The organism is Glycomyces paridis (assembly GCF_004912155.1).
Lineage (GTDB): Bacteria > Actinomycetota > Actinomycetes > Mycobacteriales > Micromonosporaceae > Glycomyces > Glycomyces paridis.
The window spans coordinates 21707-35025 of sequence record NZ_STGX01000013.1; the positions used below are offsets into that span (position 1 = coordinate 21707).

General features: G+C 71.9%; 12 protein-coding genes. 4 read left to right on the plus strand and 8 right to left on the minus strand.

Annotated features, from left to right (window positions below; all coding sequences use genetic code 11):
- Window positions 1-21 precede the first annotated feature (21 nt).
- Window positions 22-843 carry an HAD family hydrolase gene (locus E9998_RS16990; protein WP_136530889.1) on the plus strand — a complete coding sequence of 274 codons (822 nt, stop codon included), beginning with the start codon at window positions 22-24 and terminating at the stop codon, window positions 841-843.
- 7 nt (window positions 844-850) lie between these two features.
- Here the strand turns inward: E9998_RS16990 and E9998_RS16995 are convergent, their stop codons facing one another.
- Complete coding sequence (locus tag E9998_RS16995; protein ID WP_136530890.1) at window positions 851-1585, minus strand: hypothetical protein; 735 nt, start codon at window positions 1583-1585, stop codon at window positions 851-853.
- 40 nt (window positions 1586-1625) lie between these two features.
- Window positions 1626-2042 carry a nuclear transport factor 2 family protein gene (locus E9998_RS17000; RefSeq protein WP_136530891.1) on the minus strand — a complete coding sequence of 139 codons (417 nt, stop codon included), beginning with the start codon at window positions 2040-2042 and terminating at the stop codon, window positions 1626-1628.
- Between the two features lie 80 nt (window positions 2043-2122).
- Between E9998_RS17000 and E9998_RS17005 the strand changes: the two genes are divergently transcribed.
- Complete coding sequence (locus tag E9998_RS17005; RefSeq protein WP_136530892.1) at window positions 2123-2689, plus strand: TetR/AcrR family transcriptional regulator; 567 nt, start codon at window positions 2123-2125, stop codon at window positions 2687-2689.
- A 6-nt stretch (window positions 2690-2695) separates the two neighbouring features.
- Here E9998_RS17005 and E9998_RS17010 read toward each other — a convergent pair whose 3' ends face one another.
- The 3 genes from E9998_RS17010 to E9998_RS17020 form a co-directional block, all read right to left on the minus strand.
- Window positions 2696-3529 (minus strand): HAD family hydrolase, encoded by an 834-nt coding sequence (locus tag E9998_RS17010; RefSeq protein WP_136530893.1) that lies wholly within the window; start codon window positions 3527-3529, stop codon window positions 2696-2698.
- A 141-nt stretch (window positions 3530-3670) separates the two neighbouring features.
- Window positions 3671-4444, minus strand: coding sequence for a sulfite exporter TauE/SafE family protein (locus tag E9998_RS17015; protein ID WP_136530894.1), 774 nt, complete (start codon window positions 4442-4444; stop codon window positions 3671-3673).
- Between the two features lie 173 nt (window positions 4445-4617).
- Window positions 4618-6228 (minus strand): carbohydrate-binding protein, encoded by a 1611-nt coding sequence (locus E9998_RS17020; RefSeq protein WP_158299853.1) that lies wholly within the window; start codon window positions 6226-6228, stop codon window positions 4618-4620.
- Window positions 6229-6674: 446 nt separating this feature from the next.
- Here E9998_RS17020 and E9998_RS17025 point away from each other — a divergent pair, with 446 nt between their 5' ends.
- Complete coding sequence (locus tag E9998_RS17025) at window positions 6675-7775, plus strand: phosphatase PAP2 family protein (RefSeq protein ID WP_136530896.1); 1101 nt, start codon at window positions 6675-6677, stop codon at window positions 7773-7775.
- Here E9998_RS17025 and purM read toward each other — a convergent pair.
- From purM to E9998_RS17040, 3 genes are all read right to left on the minus strand, one after another.
- Window positions 7747-8838, minus strand: coding sequence for a phosphoribosylformylglycinamidine cyclo-ligase (gene purM / locus E9998_RS17030; RefSeq protein ID WP_136530897.1), 1092 nt, complete (start codon window positions 8836-8838; stop codon window positions 7747-7749). The two genes, E9998_RS17025 and purM, sit on opposite strands and share 29 nt — an antisense overlap.
- Entirely contained in the window at window positions 8835-10358 is a 1524-nt protein-coding gene (purF, locus tag E9998_RS17035; RefSeq protein ID WP_136530898.1) for an amidophosphoribosyltransferase, read from the minus strand. The genes purM and purF overlap by 4 nt, the downstream gene beginning before the upstream one ends.
- A 230-nt stretch (window positions 10359-10588) precedes the next feature.
- A complete protein-coding gene (locus E9998_RS17040; RefSeq protein ID WP_158299854.1) occupies window positions 10589-12142 on the minus strand; it encodes a carboxypeptidase-like regulatory domain-containing protein in 1554 nt (517 codons plus the stop codon).
- Window positions 12143-12825: 683 nt separating this feature from the next.
- Here E9998_RS17040 and E9998_RS17045 point away from each other — a divergent pair.
- Window positions 12826-13185: a sterol carrier family protein gene (locus E9998_RS17045; protein WP_136531033.1), complete on the plus strand. Its 360-nt coding sequence runs from the start codon at window positions 12826-12828 to the stop codon at window positions 13183-13185.
- The last annotated feature ends 134 nt before the right edge of the window (window positions 13186-13319 follow it).

A 13319-nucleotide genomic window follows, 5' to 3' on the forward strand; every position in this document is an offset into this window, starting at 1 on the left:
GCGGGCCGCGATACTGGGCGCGTGCTCGAATGCAGCGTCATCGCCACCGATCTCGACGGAACGCTCCTCGGCCGGGGCCGCCTCCTGACCGAACGCACCCGCAAAGCCCTCATCGCCGCGCGCGAACGCGGCATCGCCGTCGTCGCGGCCACCGCCCGGACGCCCCGCGGCCTCGCCGCCGTCCCCGGACTCGCCGAGACGGTCGACGCCGCGATCTGCAACAACGGCGCGATCCTCTACGAGCCGTCCACCGGCGCGGTCGACGTGCGCCGCACCATCGACGCCGACGCCGTCCGGCTCCTGCACGAACGCCTCCTCACCGCACTCCCCGACGCGTCCTTCGCGATCGAGTCGGGCACGGCCGTCTACGCCCAAGCCGCCCACATACCCTCCCGCCCGGACTACGACGACCCGTGGCACCGCGTCGACACCCTCGACGCGGCGCTGGCCGCGGCCGGGCGGGTGGTCGAGTACCGCCTGCTCGACCGCGAGACGGGCCCGGCCGGGATGCTCGCCGCCGCCGGGCACGTCACCGTTCCCGGTGTGGTGCAGTGGACCTGGCGGGACTACCCGGTGTTCGAGTACAACGCCGAAGGCGTGAGCAAGGGCGGCGCGCTGGCCGAGTGGTGCGCCGAGCGAGGTATCGGGCCGGCGTCGGTGACGGCGTTCGGGGACGCGGCGAACGACGTGCCGATGCTCGCGTGGGCGGGCCGCTCCTATGCGATGGCGGGCGCGCCGCCGGAGGTCGCGGCCGCCGCGGACCTGCGGGCCCCCGCGAACACCGAAGACGGTGTGGCCCAGGTGATCGAGGCGCTGCTGGAGCCGTTCGCGCCGCCGGTGTGAACGGGCGCTAGGCCCCGCGCAGGACGGCGAGCTCCTCGTCCCAGGAGTCGACCGCGTCGCCGAGCCCGGCGGCCCGCGCCTTCGCCGCGACCTGCGCGTACATCCGCCGCTGGAGGGCCATGTCGCCGTGGGCGGTCAGGTCGCCGACCGCCGTGAGGAGCTCGGCGGTGTCCCAGCCCGGGAGCGGGTACCGGTCGAGCTCCCATTCGAGGTGCTTGTTGTACGGGCGCGGGCGCCGGTCCAGGGTGAAGATCAGGTCGAGCAGAGGGGCGACGCTCTCGGCCGCGTCGAGGCGGGCCGCGAGCGCGCGGCCGTCGCGGGGGTTCTTCGCGGGGCGGTAGAGCAGTCCGAGGTAGTCGTCCAGCAGCCCGGCGGCGCGGTCGCGGGCCTCGCGTTCGCCCAGGCGCCGTTTCGATGCGATGAGCGCGGCGATCCCGCCGTCGAGGCGGTCGAGGACGACCCGGCTCCGCGCGAGCGCGTACCGCGCGTGGCCGGGCCGCCCGGCGGCCGTGAACTGGGCGAGGGTGATGACAACGAGGTCGAGTTCCCCGCCGCGGTACCCGTGCAGCGCGAGGAGGTCGCTCGGCGCGCCGTCGGCGAGGACGACCCAGAGGTCGTGGTCGGAGTGCTCGGTGGCGAGGCCCTCGTGGGCCTGCGACCCGGTGAGCACGAGCCCGACCACGGCGGGGTCGGCGGTCGCGGTGCGGACGAACTCGCCGTAGTCGCCGGGTGCGTACGTCATGCCCGCCAACGTAACAGGGTTCGACCGTCCGGGGCCTCCCTCACGGGCGCGCGGTCAGCGCCGCGGTGATCGCCGGGAGGTCCTGGTACTCGCGCCAGAGCGCGATCCGGCCCTCGCGGACGCGCAGCACGGCGATGCAAGTGACCGAGGCGCGCACGCCGGTGGCGAGGACGGTGCCGGTGAGCTCGTATTCGACGACGAGGACCTCGGGGTCGTCGGTGCGGTGGGTGGCGAGTTCGCGGAGGGGGTCGAAGCGCACGGCCAGGCCCGCGCCGGCGGTGCGGTAGTACGCGAGCCAGGCCTCGCGGCCTTCGAAGCGGCGCAGGCCTTCCGGTGCGAACGGGGTCTCCACGAGGACGTCCTCGGCGAGCAGGTCGGCGGGCAGGAGGGTCGCCTCGTCGGCGGTGAGGCCCTCCTGCATGAGCCGGTAGACGGCGAGGGTGTCGGCGGGTGCCATGTCGGCCTCCTGAACTAAGATGAGTGGGACTCGACATCACGATAATGAGTGCGACTCATTTTGTCAACGGAGGAGGCCCGATGGGCACCGACCCGCGTCCGGTGCGCGCCGACGCGCGCCGCAACCGGCTGCGCATCCTGGAAGCGGCCGAGGCGGTCTTCGCCGAGCAGGGGGCCTCGGCGTCCACGGAGGCGGTCGCCGCGCGGGCGGGGATCGCCGTCGGCACCGTGTTCCGGCACTTCCCGACCAAGCCCGACCTGCTCAAGGCGGTCGTGATGAACCTTCAGGACGGGCTCGTGGCAGACGCCGACGCCCTGGTGGGCGACGCCGGGGACGTGGAGGCGCTGTTCGCGTTCTGCTCGCGAGTCCTGGCGATCGGCGCGGGGAACCGCGAGGTGTTCGCGCGTCTGGCCGAAACCGGGACGCGCGTGCACGTCGGCGACGCGCTCGGGCGGCTGCGCCCGGCCGTGGACCTGCTGCTCGAACGCGCGCAGGGGGCCGGTGCGGTCAGGGGCGACCTGCGGCCCGAGGAGCTCGTGGCGCTGCTGGCGGCCGTGTGCCAGGAGGCGATGACCGCCGGGTGGGACGAGCCGTTCCGCCTGCGCGCCTTGGAGGTCCTGTTCGACGGGATTCGCGCGCGGGCGTAGGGACCCTCAGAGGGCGACGCGGGTGAACAGCTCGTCGAGGGACCTGACCTCGGCGACGAACGGGGTCCCGTCGCCGGGACCCGCGCCGCGGTTGACCCAGCAGAAGTCGACGCCGGCCGCCTGCGCGCAGCGCCCGTCCCGCTCCAGGGAGTCGCCGATGTACAGGGCGCCTTCGGGGGAGCCGGAGATGGAGCGCAGGGCCTGGTGGAGCAGGCGCGGGCCGGGCTTGCGGAACGCGGGGTCGCCGGAGACGGTGATGGCGTCGAAGAAGCGCGAGATGTCGGTGACGTCGAGCTTCGTGCGCTGCACGGAGGCGATCCCGTTGCTCACCAGTCCCATCCGGTACTTGGAGGAGCGGTGGAGGCGTTCGAGCGCGGGAAAGGCGTCGGTGTACAGGGTCGCATTCGCGCCGAGTCGGGACTCGTAATGCCGGGCGACCTCCGCGGGGTCGATGCGCGCCTTCGGCACTTCGGCGAGGAATGCGAAACGGGCGGTCCGCATATGGTCGAGTTCGATCTCTCCGCGGAGAAAGCGATTGCGCAGGAGTGCGTCGTCCTGGGCGAACCGGAGTTGGAACGTCGCATAGTCGGCGCCGGTCGCTTTGCGCACCAGTGCGTCCCAGGTGTCGCGTAGTGCCCGGTCCTCGGTCCGCTCGGCGTCCACGAGGGTCCGGTCGAGGTCGAAGAGCACGGTGCCGTAGACCCCGATCCGGGGCGAGGGAGCCGGTTCCCGACGGTCCGTCTCAAATTGCGAGATGAATTTCGCGTCCATTTCGGAGGAGAAGGCGATGGAGGTCGCGATCGGGTCGCGGGAGTCGAATTCCCGGGGCTCTGGGCTCATGCGGGCGATTCTCGCAGGGGCGCAACACTATGACAAGTCCACCGATATTCGCGATGGCATCAGCGCGCCCAAAGTAGACCCTTGGTGCGGCTGTGACGAAATGTTGGCGCATTGCGACGGCCGCGATTCCACGATCCGGGATCAGGAGAGGCCCTGCGCGAGGTAGAGGCAGGCGAGCCCGGCGGCGAGGGCCCCGAGGAGGGCGCGGAGCAGGCGCTCGGGCAGGCGCGGCTGGATCGCGGCGCCGAGGTGGCCGCCGACGAGTCCGCCGATGCCGCAGGCGATGCCGAGGGACCAGTCCGGGGCGACGCTGCCGGGCGCGGTGAGGCTGAGCGCGGCGTACGTCAGGCAGCCGACGAGGGAGGTCACGAAGGTCGACAGGAGCGTGGCGGGCGCCACGAGGACCACCGACATGCCCGCGCCGACGAGGATCGGGCCGAGGAGGGAGCCGCCGCCGATGCCGTAGACGCCGCCGACGAACCCGGCGCCGAGCGCTAGGAGGAGCACCGTGCGGCGCCGCAGGTCGCGGGCGGGCGCGGCGCGCTCCCGGCGGGGCAGTAGCAACCAGACTCCCAAGGGGCCCAGGATCATCGCCGCGCACAGGCGGAAGACGTCGGGGTCGGCGACGAGGTAGACGCGGGCGAGGGCGCCGGCGACGACGCCGGGGCAGGTGCCCAGGATCATGACCGTCGCCAGCGGGGAGCGCAGCGGGCGCCGCCGCCGGTAGCGCAGGAGCGCGCCGGGGCCGGCGATCACGTTGAACAGCAGGTTGGTCGGGGTGACCGCCGGGTTCGGGACGTGGAGGACGCTGAGCTGGACCGGGAGGAGGAACACCGCGCCGGAGACGCCCGCGGGCGCGGTGACGACGGAGATGAGCAGGGCCGCAAGGAGTCCGATGAGGTCGGTCCACTGCACCGCGGTCGTCCCTTCGGGGAGGTCGGGAGCCGGGCGGCGTCGCTGCGGCGCGGGTTCCGGTCGGAGCTCGGTCGACTCCGACGATACCGGACCCCGCCTCCCTCGCGGTCGGGCCGACGAGGGGAGCCGAGGCGTGCCGGACGCCTCGGCCCCGTGCCGGATCTACCGGCGGGTCAGCTCCTGGCCCACAGGGCCGGCGTCACGTCCGGCGTCCAGTCGGCCTGGGAGGTGTGCGGGATGACGCACCGGTAGCCGGTGCCGTTGTAGACGACCTGTGCGCCGGCGGTGTAGGCGACGCCGGAGCGCCATGTGGTCTCGCCGCCGCCCCCGCCGTCGCCGACGACGAGCGTGAAGGTGGCCGTCCTGGTGACCGAGCCCTGGCCGGTGACCGTGAGCGTGTAGGTGCCCTCGGTCGCGGTGGCCGCGACGTTGACGGACAGGGTCGCCGAGCTCCCCGAGGAGACCTGCGTCGGGCTCACCGACGCCTGCACTCCCGTGGGCGCGCCGCTCACCGACAGGTTCACCGTCTGCGAGCCGCCCGAGGTGGTCTGCGTGGCGACCGTGACCGTGGTCGACTGCCCGGGCTGGACGGTGGCCGTGGTCGGGGCGACGGTCAGGTTGAAGCCCGGCTGCGTGCCGCCCGTGGTGGTCAGCGTCGCGCCCGTGCGCTGGAGCGCCCGGTTGAGCGGCTCGAACACGGTCCAGCCGCTCGGGCAGTCGCCCGCGCCGCCGGAGGTGATGCCCTGGGCGGAGTTCCCGGAGATGTAGGAGCCGCCCGAGTCGCCCGGTTCGGCGCACACGGTCGTGCGGGTCATGCCCGACAGTGAGCCCTCGGGGTAGGAGATGCCCACGCCCTTGGCCTCGATGACGCCGCAGTACCAGCCGGTGGTGGAGCCGGAGCGGCACACCGAGGCGCCGACGACGGCCTCGTTGCCGTTGGCGACCTGGACGTTGGTGCCGTCGTAGCGGTTGACGTTGGGAGAGGTCTGCCAGCCGGAGCCGGCCTGGACGAACGCCCAGTCCTCGCCGGGGAACTGGGAGAGGCGGAACTGGCCGCCCGCCCCGGTGCCGCCGGTGATCTGGCCCGAGCCGATGTCGCAGTGCCCGGCGGTCACGAAGCCCGCCCCGGAGGTGGGGTGGGTGGCCGAGAAGCCGACGGAGCAGCGGGACTGGCCGCCGATGTTGTAGGCGTCGCCGCCGCGGATCGAGCCCTGGTAGGCGGTCGGGGCCTCGGCCTCGACCGAGAGGTCCCAGACCCCGGCGTCCAGGCCCGCCTCGTCCGCGACGCGTTGGGCCGCTTCGGCACTGCCCGCGACGATGGCGACGGCGTTGGCGGGGAGGTCGACGTACCAGCTGTAGACGTCGTCGGCGCCGAGGCGGTTGACGGCGGCGGCCACGTCGGCCGCGTAGGTGTCGAGTTCGGCGAGGGAGTGCTCGACGAGGACCGGTTCGTAGCCGGCGGCGTCGAGGGTCGAGGCGAACGGGGCGGTGGCGGCGACGACGATGCCGTCATCGCCGATCCAGGTGCCGGCGTACTCGTCGCCGAGGGACGCGGCGGCGGTGCGCTCGACGCCGAGGGCGGCGTCTTCGGCGGCGAGGCGCAGGAGCGCCTCATCGGTGGTGAGGCCCAGGTCGCGCTCCATCGCGTCGAGGACGGCGGGGTCGATGTCGGTCGAGGTGAGGGGGTCGGGTTCTTGAGCGGAGGCCTGGGCGCCGAGGATGAGCGCCACGCCTCCGGTCAGCACCGCGGCCGATACGGCGGCGATGCTCCTTCGAGGACTCATGTGCTGGCCTTTCTCGCAGGTCATGCGAAAGGTGAGATGAGAACTGTGGTGTGACCACCGCCTCAGCCTAGGGCCAGATTAATTGATTGTAAAGTTTCTATATAGAAAAATCTGATGCTATTTCGTCCCTTGTGCCCAGATGGTTCCACACAGGATCGGCCGCCGCAGCCGCCAGGACCGCCCCACCCGGCACACCGAGCCGCACCCGCAACCATCGCGCCCGCACCCACCGCGCCCCCCAACCCGCCGTGAGACCGGTTACAGTCGATGGAGCGGATGGCAGCCGCGAACGGACCACGTTGGAACGTGACCAGAATCGCGGAGTATCGGAGCAGCTCATTCGGGTTGCGTCGCAAACCACACCATATATACCGGCCTGATAACAAATTCGGTCCAGTTCGGGTGTGGCGGCATGAAAATTCACTTTCACCGGCGAACATCCATCTATGCCTTCTGAATCGAGTCGGCCTGCGACCGCGCGCAGGAGCGCCGGCATCACCGACCGCGGCGTCACCGTCGGTGACAACGCGGTGGTCGGCCAGATCATCACCCCGCTGCGCCGGTACATACCCGTGGGCTGGTTCGACTGGGAGCCCTTCGCCAAGCGCCCGAAGAGCTGGTGGCCCGACCTCCTCATGTTCCTCGGCTTCCTCACCCTCGCCTTCCTGGTGAGCTACCCCTCCTGGCTCGTCCGCCTCGACTGGACCGTGCGCGTCTGGTCCGTCGACGCCAACGACGTCACCTGGCTCCGCGACCTCGCCAAGGCCGGCGCCGAACTCGGCCAGGCCCGCACCGTCGCCACCGTCACCCTCTTCATCGCCATCTGGTGCGCCCTCCGCTCCCGCTCCATCCGCCCCCTCCTCATGTACGTCATCTCCTTCATCACCCTCGCCAGCATCCTGGGCATGAAGCACCTCCTCGGCCGACCCCTCTCCCAGCACCCCTTCGCCCTCGAGAAGGTCTCCCCCGAAGGCCCCCTCCTCTTCACCTACCACCCCGAAGGCGGCGGCCCCAACATCCCCGACGCCACCGCCTTCCCCTCCGGGCACGCCGTCAACTCGATCCTGCTCTTCGGCCTCATCGTCATGCTCATCGGCGGCGTCATCCCCGTCTGGGCCCGCTGGACCCTCCTCCTGGCCCCCCCGGTCATCGTCATGTGCTCCCAGGTCTTCCTCGGCCAGCACTGGCTCTCCGACGAACCCGCCGGCTTCCTGCTCGGCCTCATCATCATCCGCAGCGCCAAACGCGTCGCCTGGCACCGCATACCCCTCGGCCCCCTCAAGGTCTTCGACCCCGCGACACGCCGCACCATCCTCATATCGACCCTGCTCATCGTCGGCGTCATGATCACCCCGACCCTCCACCTCGTCCCCGCCCTCATCTCCGCCGCCGTCCTCCCGACCCTCGGCCTCATCTGGCTGTGGCTGAGCACCAAGGCCAAACAGCACCGCGAAGCCCTGGAGACGACAGAACCCGCATCCGAAGCGGATGCGGGTCCCGACGACGATCCGGACATACCTAGCCAGCCGACGCGTACTCCCCGCTGAGGCGCACACCCGCGTCGCCCTCGACGACCTCGCCGATCGTCCACGACTCCACGTGGCGGGCCGTGAGCACCGCCAGCGACCGGTCCACCTGGTCGGGCGCGACGATCGCGACCATGCCGATCCCCATGTTGAACGTCCGCTCCATCTCCTCGCGGCCGATCCCGCCCACGCGCTGCACCACGTCGAACACCGGGTTCGGCGTCCAGGTGCCGCGGTCGACCTCGATCTGGAGGCCCTCGGGCAGCGACCGCACCAGGTTCCCCGCGATCCCGCCGCCGGTGATGTGCGCGAACGCGTGCACGTCGCACTCCTTCGCCAGCTCCAGGCAGTCCTTCGCATAGATGTGCGTCGGGGTCAGCAGCTCCTGGCCCAGGGTCTTCTGCGGGAAGTCGGCGCTGGCGAACTCGGGGATGACCGTGTCCAGCTCCATGTCGCCGACGTTGAACAGCGCCTCGCGCACGAGCGAGAAGCCGTTGGAGTGGACGCCGGAGGCGCGCATGGCGATGGCGACGTCGCCGGGCTTGACCCGCTCGGGGCCGAGCAGCTCGTCGGCCTCCACGACGCCCACGCCGGTGGCGGAGATGTCGTAATCGTCGGCCTTCATGACGCCGGGGTGCTCGGCGATCTCGCCGCCGATGAGCGAGCAGCCGGCGAGGCGGCAGCCGTCGGCGATGCCGCCGACGATCTCGGCGATCTTCTCGGGCACGACCTGCCCGGTGGCGACGTAGTCGAGGAGGAACAGCGGCTCGGCGCCGCAGACGACGAGGTCGTCGACGACCATCGCGACCAGGTCGATGCCCACGGTGTCGTGGATGCCGAGCTTCTGGGCGATGACTAGCTTGGTGCCGACGCCGTCGGTGGAGGAGGCCAGCAGCGGCTTCTTGTACTTCTCGGTGTCGAGGGCGAACAGGCCGGCGAAGCCGCCGATGCCGCCGACGACCTCGGGCCGGGTGGTCTTGCGGACCGAGTGCTTGAGCGCCTCGACCGCCCGGTCGCCGGCCTCGATGTCGACGCCGGCGGACTGGTAGGAGATGGTCCTCTGAGTGGTGGAGCCGCTGCTCACGCTGTGGTCCCTTCCCGCACTGACGTGCTCGCTTCGGTGGTTCGCGCTGACTGGGGTTCGGGGCGGGGTTCGGGGCGGGGCTCCATGAGGTGCTTGCCGATGAGGTCGGCGGCTGGCAGCTCGATCGGGTACTTCCCGTCGAAGCAGGCCATGCACAGGCGCGAGGCGGGCTGCTCGGTGGCGCGCACGAGGCCGTCCATCGAGACGTAGCCGAGCGAGTCGGCGCCGATCTGGGCGCGGATGCCGTCCACGTCGAGGGAGCCGGCGATGAGCTCGGCCCTGGTGGCGAAGTCGATGCCGTAGAAGCAGGGCCACTCGACGGGCGGCGCGGAGATGCGGATGTGGACCTCGACGGCCCCGGCCTCGCGCAGCATCCGCACGAGCGCGCGCTGGGTGTTGCCGCGCACGATCGTGTCGTCGACGATGACCAGGCGCTTGCCCTTGATCTGGTCGACCAGGGGGTTGAGCTTGAGGCGGATGCCGAGCTGGCGCAGCGACTGCGAGGGCTGGATGAAGGTGCGGCCCACGTACTGGTTCTTGGTGAAGCCCTGCCCGTAGGGGATGCCCGACTCCTCGGCGTAGCCGATCGCGGCCGGGATGCCGGATTCGGGGACGCCGATGACGAGGTCGGCCTCCACGGGGTGCTCGCGGGCGAGGGTGCGGCCGACTTCGACGCGGGTGGCGTAGACGTTGCGCCCGGCCAGCTTCGTGTCGGGGCGGGCGAGGTACACGTACTCGAACAGGCAGCCCTTGGGCTCGGGGTTCGCGAAGCGCGTCGAGCGCAGGCCGTGCTCGTCGATGGTGAGCAGCTCGCCGGGCTCGACCTCGCGCACGAAGGTGGCGCCGATGGTGTCGAGGGCGGCGGTCTCGGAGGCCACGGCCCACCCGGAGGCGAGGCGGCCGAGGACGAGCGGGTGCACGCCCTGCGGGTCGCGGGCGGCGTACAGCGTGTTCTCGTCCATGAACACCAGGCAGAACGCGCCGCGCAGCTGCGGGAGGACGCGCACGGCGGCGGCCTCGACGGACTCGTCGGGGCGCGCCGCGAGGAGCGCGGTCACCAGGTGCGTGTCGGAGGTGGTGGCGCCCATGTCGATGCCGAGGCGGTCGACCTCCTTGAGGAGGTCGGCCGTGTTCACCAGGTTCCCGTTGTGGGCCAAGGCGATCGCCGTGCCCGTGGTGGTGGACCTGATGGTGGGCTGAGAGTTCTCCCAGGTGGGGGCGCCGGTGGTGGAGTAGCGGGCGTGGCCGATGGCCAGGTGCCCTTGGAGGGGCGCGAGCGTGGACTCGTCGAAGACCTGCGCGACCAGGCCGAGGTCCTTGTAGACGACGGTGCGCGCGCCGTCCGAGACGGCGATCCCGGCGGCCTCCTGACCGCGGTGCTGCAACGCGTAGAGCCCGAAGTAGGTGAGTTTCGAGACCTCTTCCCCAGGGGCCCAGATGCCGACGACGCCGCAGGCGTCGCGAGGACCAGGGTTGTCGGGATCGAGTTCCGTGGTGAGTCGACCGTCACCTCGGGCCACTGCAACTCCTCGGTTGGCTGGACTGGGTCGCGGCTCGACCGAGCCACGGGTGGCGGTGCCTCGCAGCGAGCGGTCGCTCCGGGGCCGATTCGTCGGAACCGCCATGCACAGTCTATCGGACCTGCGGGAAGTCGCCACCCGCCAAAACCGCGGGTGTGGGCCGTACCGCCCCCGGAAACGCGACGCCGCGACGGGCCGGGGCCCGTCGCGGCGTCATGCGCGTCCCGCCGCTACCAGGAGCGGGGTCGATCGTCCCATTCGCCCCAGCCGCGGCGGTCGGTGCGCTTGGAGTCGGGGTCCTCGCCCTCGCGGTTCGGCTCGCTCCCGTAGGGGGCGGCCGGGGGCTGGGACTGGTCGCCGTACTGCGGCATGGCGCGGGTCGCCCCGAACTCGCCGGTGGGCGGCGGCGCGGGCTGCTCGGGCGGCGCGTACGGGTCGCGGCGCATCGACTGGCTCGGGTACGGGTCGCCCTGCGGCGCGGGAGGCGCCGAGTGCGAGCCGAAGCCGCTCGCGGGCTGGCCGCCCTGTGGGCTGTAGCTCTGCGAGCCGGGGCCGTACTGGGGCGCGCTGGGCTGGCCGCCGTGCGCGCCGTAGCGCGGCTCGGAGGGCCCGCCGGGCGCGTTCGCCGGGTTGTGCGGGTCGAACATCGAGCCGGTCGCCGGCGGCGGGGTCGGCGCGGGGTGCGGCCGCGTGCCGGCCGGGTCGGCGCCGTACGGGCTCGGCCCTGGGTGGGGCCGGGTCGCGCCGGGGTCGGAGTACGGGTGCTGCGGCGCCGAGGGGCCCGGGTGCGGGCGAGTGGCGCCGGGGTCGGCGTACGGGCTCGCCGGGGGCGCGGCGGGCGGCGGGCCGCTCAGGTTCGCCTGCGGCATGATCTGCGTCGCGTCGCCGCCGGGGCCGCCGGGCTGCTTGACGACCGGGAGGATCGTCGTCCCGTCCGGGCCGATCGGCGGGGCGGGCGGCGGGGGCGGGGCGCCGAAGCCGGACTGCGGCATGACCTGCGTCGAGTCGGCGCCGCCGTAGGCCGGGCCGAACTGGGTCGCGGCGGCGGGGCCGCCGTCGCCGACGAGGCCGCCGGGGTGGAGCATGGTCGGCGCCTCGGAGCCGGGCGCGGGGCCGGCCTGGTAGACGCCGGGCGCGCCGACCTGGGCCGCGGTGGGCTTGTGGTCGGGCGGGCCGTCAGGAGTGAAGCTCTCGGCCTCGTCGTCCTTGTCGTCCTTGCCGCCGCGCAGCAGGAACACGATGCCGACGACGCCGCCGACGACGAGCAGGCCGCCGATGACGATGAGGAAGACAAGGGTGCCGGAGATGCCGTCCTTCTCCTCTTCCTCCTCCTTCGGCGGGGCCGCCTCGGTGGTGGCCGCCTCGCTCGTGGCCGCCTCGGTGGTCTCCTCCTCCTTGGCGACCTGTTTGAGCGTCATGTTGGAGTTGAAGGTCTGGTTCCCCGAGACGCTGATGTTCTGGCTGGCCTCTTCAAAGCCCTCCTTGGTGACCGTGAGCACCAGGTCGCCGGGCGCGATGGGGTTGCCGGCGCCGCCCTCGAACCTGAAGGTGCCGTCGGAGCCGGTGGTCGTCTCGTGGTCGGTGCCCTCGGCGTCGGTGAGGACGACCTTGGCGCCCTCGACGGGCTCGGCGTCGGAGGTGACGGTCCCGGTGATCGTGGAGGTGGTCTGGGTGGAGGCGTGGCCGACGACGGTGACGGATGTGGATTGATCCGCGCCACCCGAGTATTTGACCTTGAACTCTCCGACCTTCTGTTCCCCTTCGGGTAGGTCGGATTCGGTCATCGGCGTGACGGTAAAGCTGAAGGTGCGGGTCTGTCCGGAAGGAACCAACCCACATCCGAAGGAGGCATCCCCCGTTACCGCGCAGCCGCTGGAGCCATCGTCGACCGCGTTCACATACGCGAAGTTGTCGAGCTGCTTGAGCACGCCTTCAACATTCAGGTCCTTGCCAGCCGGGTCGGCGTGGTTCGCCGTGACAGACACGGAAATGGTCACCGGTGCGCCACCGATGTCAATCCACGGATTCTGCGTGTTGATCACAGCACCGAACTGGTCCTGCGCCAGCGCCGCCTGCGGGAACGCGAGGACGCCGAGTGCGACGCCGATCGCGGCGGCGAGGCCGGCCAGGCGCGCGCGCCCGCCACCCCCTCGCCTGCGAGAGGACCCCGGGACGTTAGTCTGGGTCCCGCTCGGTTCGGCCGCTACGGTCATCTACATCCCCTCCTGGGCATGTGCCATCCAGCGCTCGCACGCGGCGCTTCGCCACGGGCAGGCACGACGAACCCACGGAAGCGGGCCGTCGTCGCCACTATGCCTGGTCTCAATTCGGTTACGGGACCGGGGTGCGGACGCTGCGGCGCACGGCCGCGGTTCGCGGTCGGGCGCCCGGTGCGTCCGGGCACGCCGTTCGGCGACGTGCCGTAACGGGCAGTCTAACGTGGTTCGGAGGTTTCCCCGTGGACGCTGTGGCCGACGCCATCGCCGCCATCGACAACGGCGAGGTCCCCGACCGGGAGACCCTCAAGGCCGCGGTCCGGGCACTCCTGGAGGTGCTCGCGGAGCGAGCGCCTGGTCACACGGTGGAGGTGCGGGTGCCGTTGTACGGTGCGGTGCAATGCGTCGAGGGCCCCCGGCACCGCCGCGGCACGCCCCCGAACGTCATCGAGTGCGCTCCGTTGGTCTTCCTCGAACTGGCCGTCGGCCGCCGGTCCTTCGCGGACGCCGCCGCCACCGGCCGCCTCGCGGCCTCGGGCCAACGCGCCGACCTCACCGACCACCTCCCACTCGCGGGCCCCCACGGCGAACCCCTCGACGAGGACGAGTAGCCCGCTCCTCTGCCACCGCCCGCCGCTTCAGGCTGGCTTCAGGTTCCCCCCGCTACCTTGGAAACCGGGGGCCCTTTCCCAGCGCCGCAAGGCGTCATCGTCGTGCCCGAAATCCCGTCGCGTTCCGCTGCGGG

What these genes read in the sequence shown, in the direction of transcription:
- E9998_RS17025 (WP_136530896.1), top strand. Translation starts at nt 6,675, where the DNA reads ATGCCTTCTGAATCGAGTCGGCCTGCGACCGCGCGCAGGAGCGCCGGC.
- E9998_RS17005 (WP_136530892.1), top strand. Translation starts at nt 2,123, where the DNA reads ATGGGCACCGACCCGCGTCCGGTGCGCGCCGACGCGCGCCGCAACCGG.
- E9998_RS17020 (WP_158299853.1), bottom strand. Translation starts at nt 6,228, where the DNA reads ATGAGTCCTCGAAGGAGCATCGCCGCCGTATCGGCCGCGGTGCTGACC.
- E9998_RS17000 (WP_136530891.1), bottom strand. Translation starts at nt 2,042, where the DNA reads ATGGCACCCGCCGACACCCTCGCCGTCTACCGGCTCATGCAGGAGGGC.
- E9998_RS17040 (WP_158299854.1), bottom strand. Translation starts at nt 12,142, where the DNA reads ATGACCGAATCCGACCTACCCGAAGGGGAACAGAAGGTCGGAGAGTTC.
- E9998_RS17010 (WP_136530893.1), bottom strand. Translation starts at nt 3,529, where the DNA reads ATGAGCCCAGAGCCCCGGGAATTCGACTCCCGCGACCCGATCGCGACC.
- E9998_RS16995 (WP_136530890.1), bottom strand. Translation starts at nt 1,585, where the DNA reads ATGACGTACGCACCCGGCGACTACGGCGAGTTCGTCCGCACCGCGACC.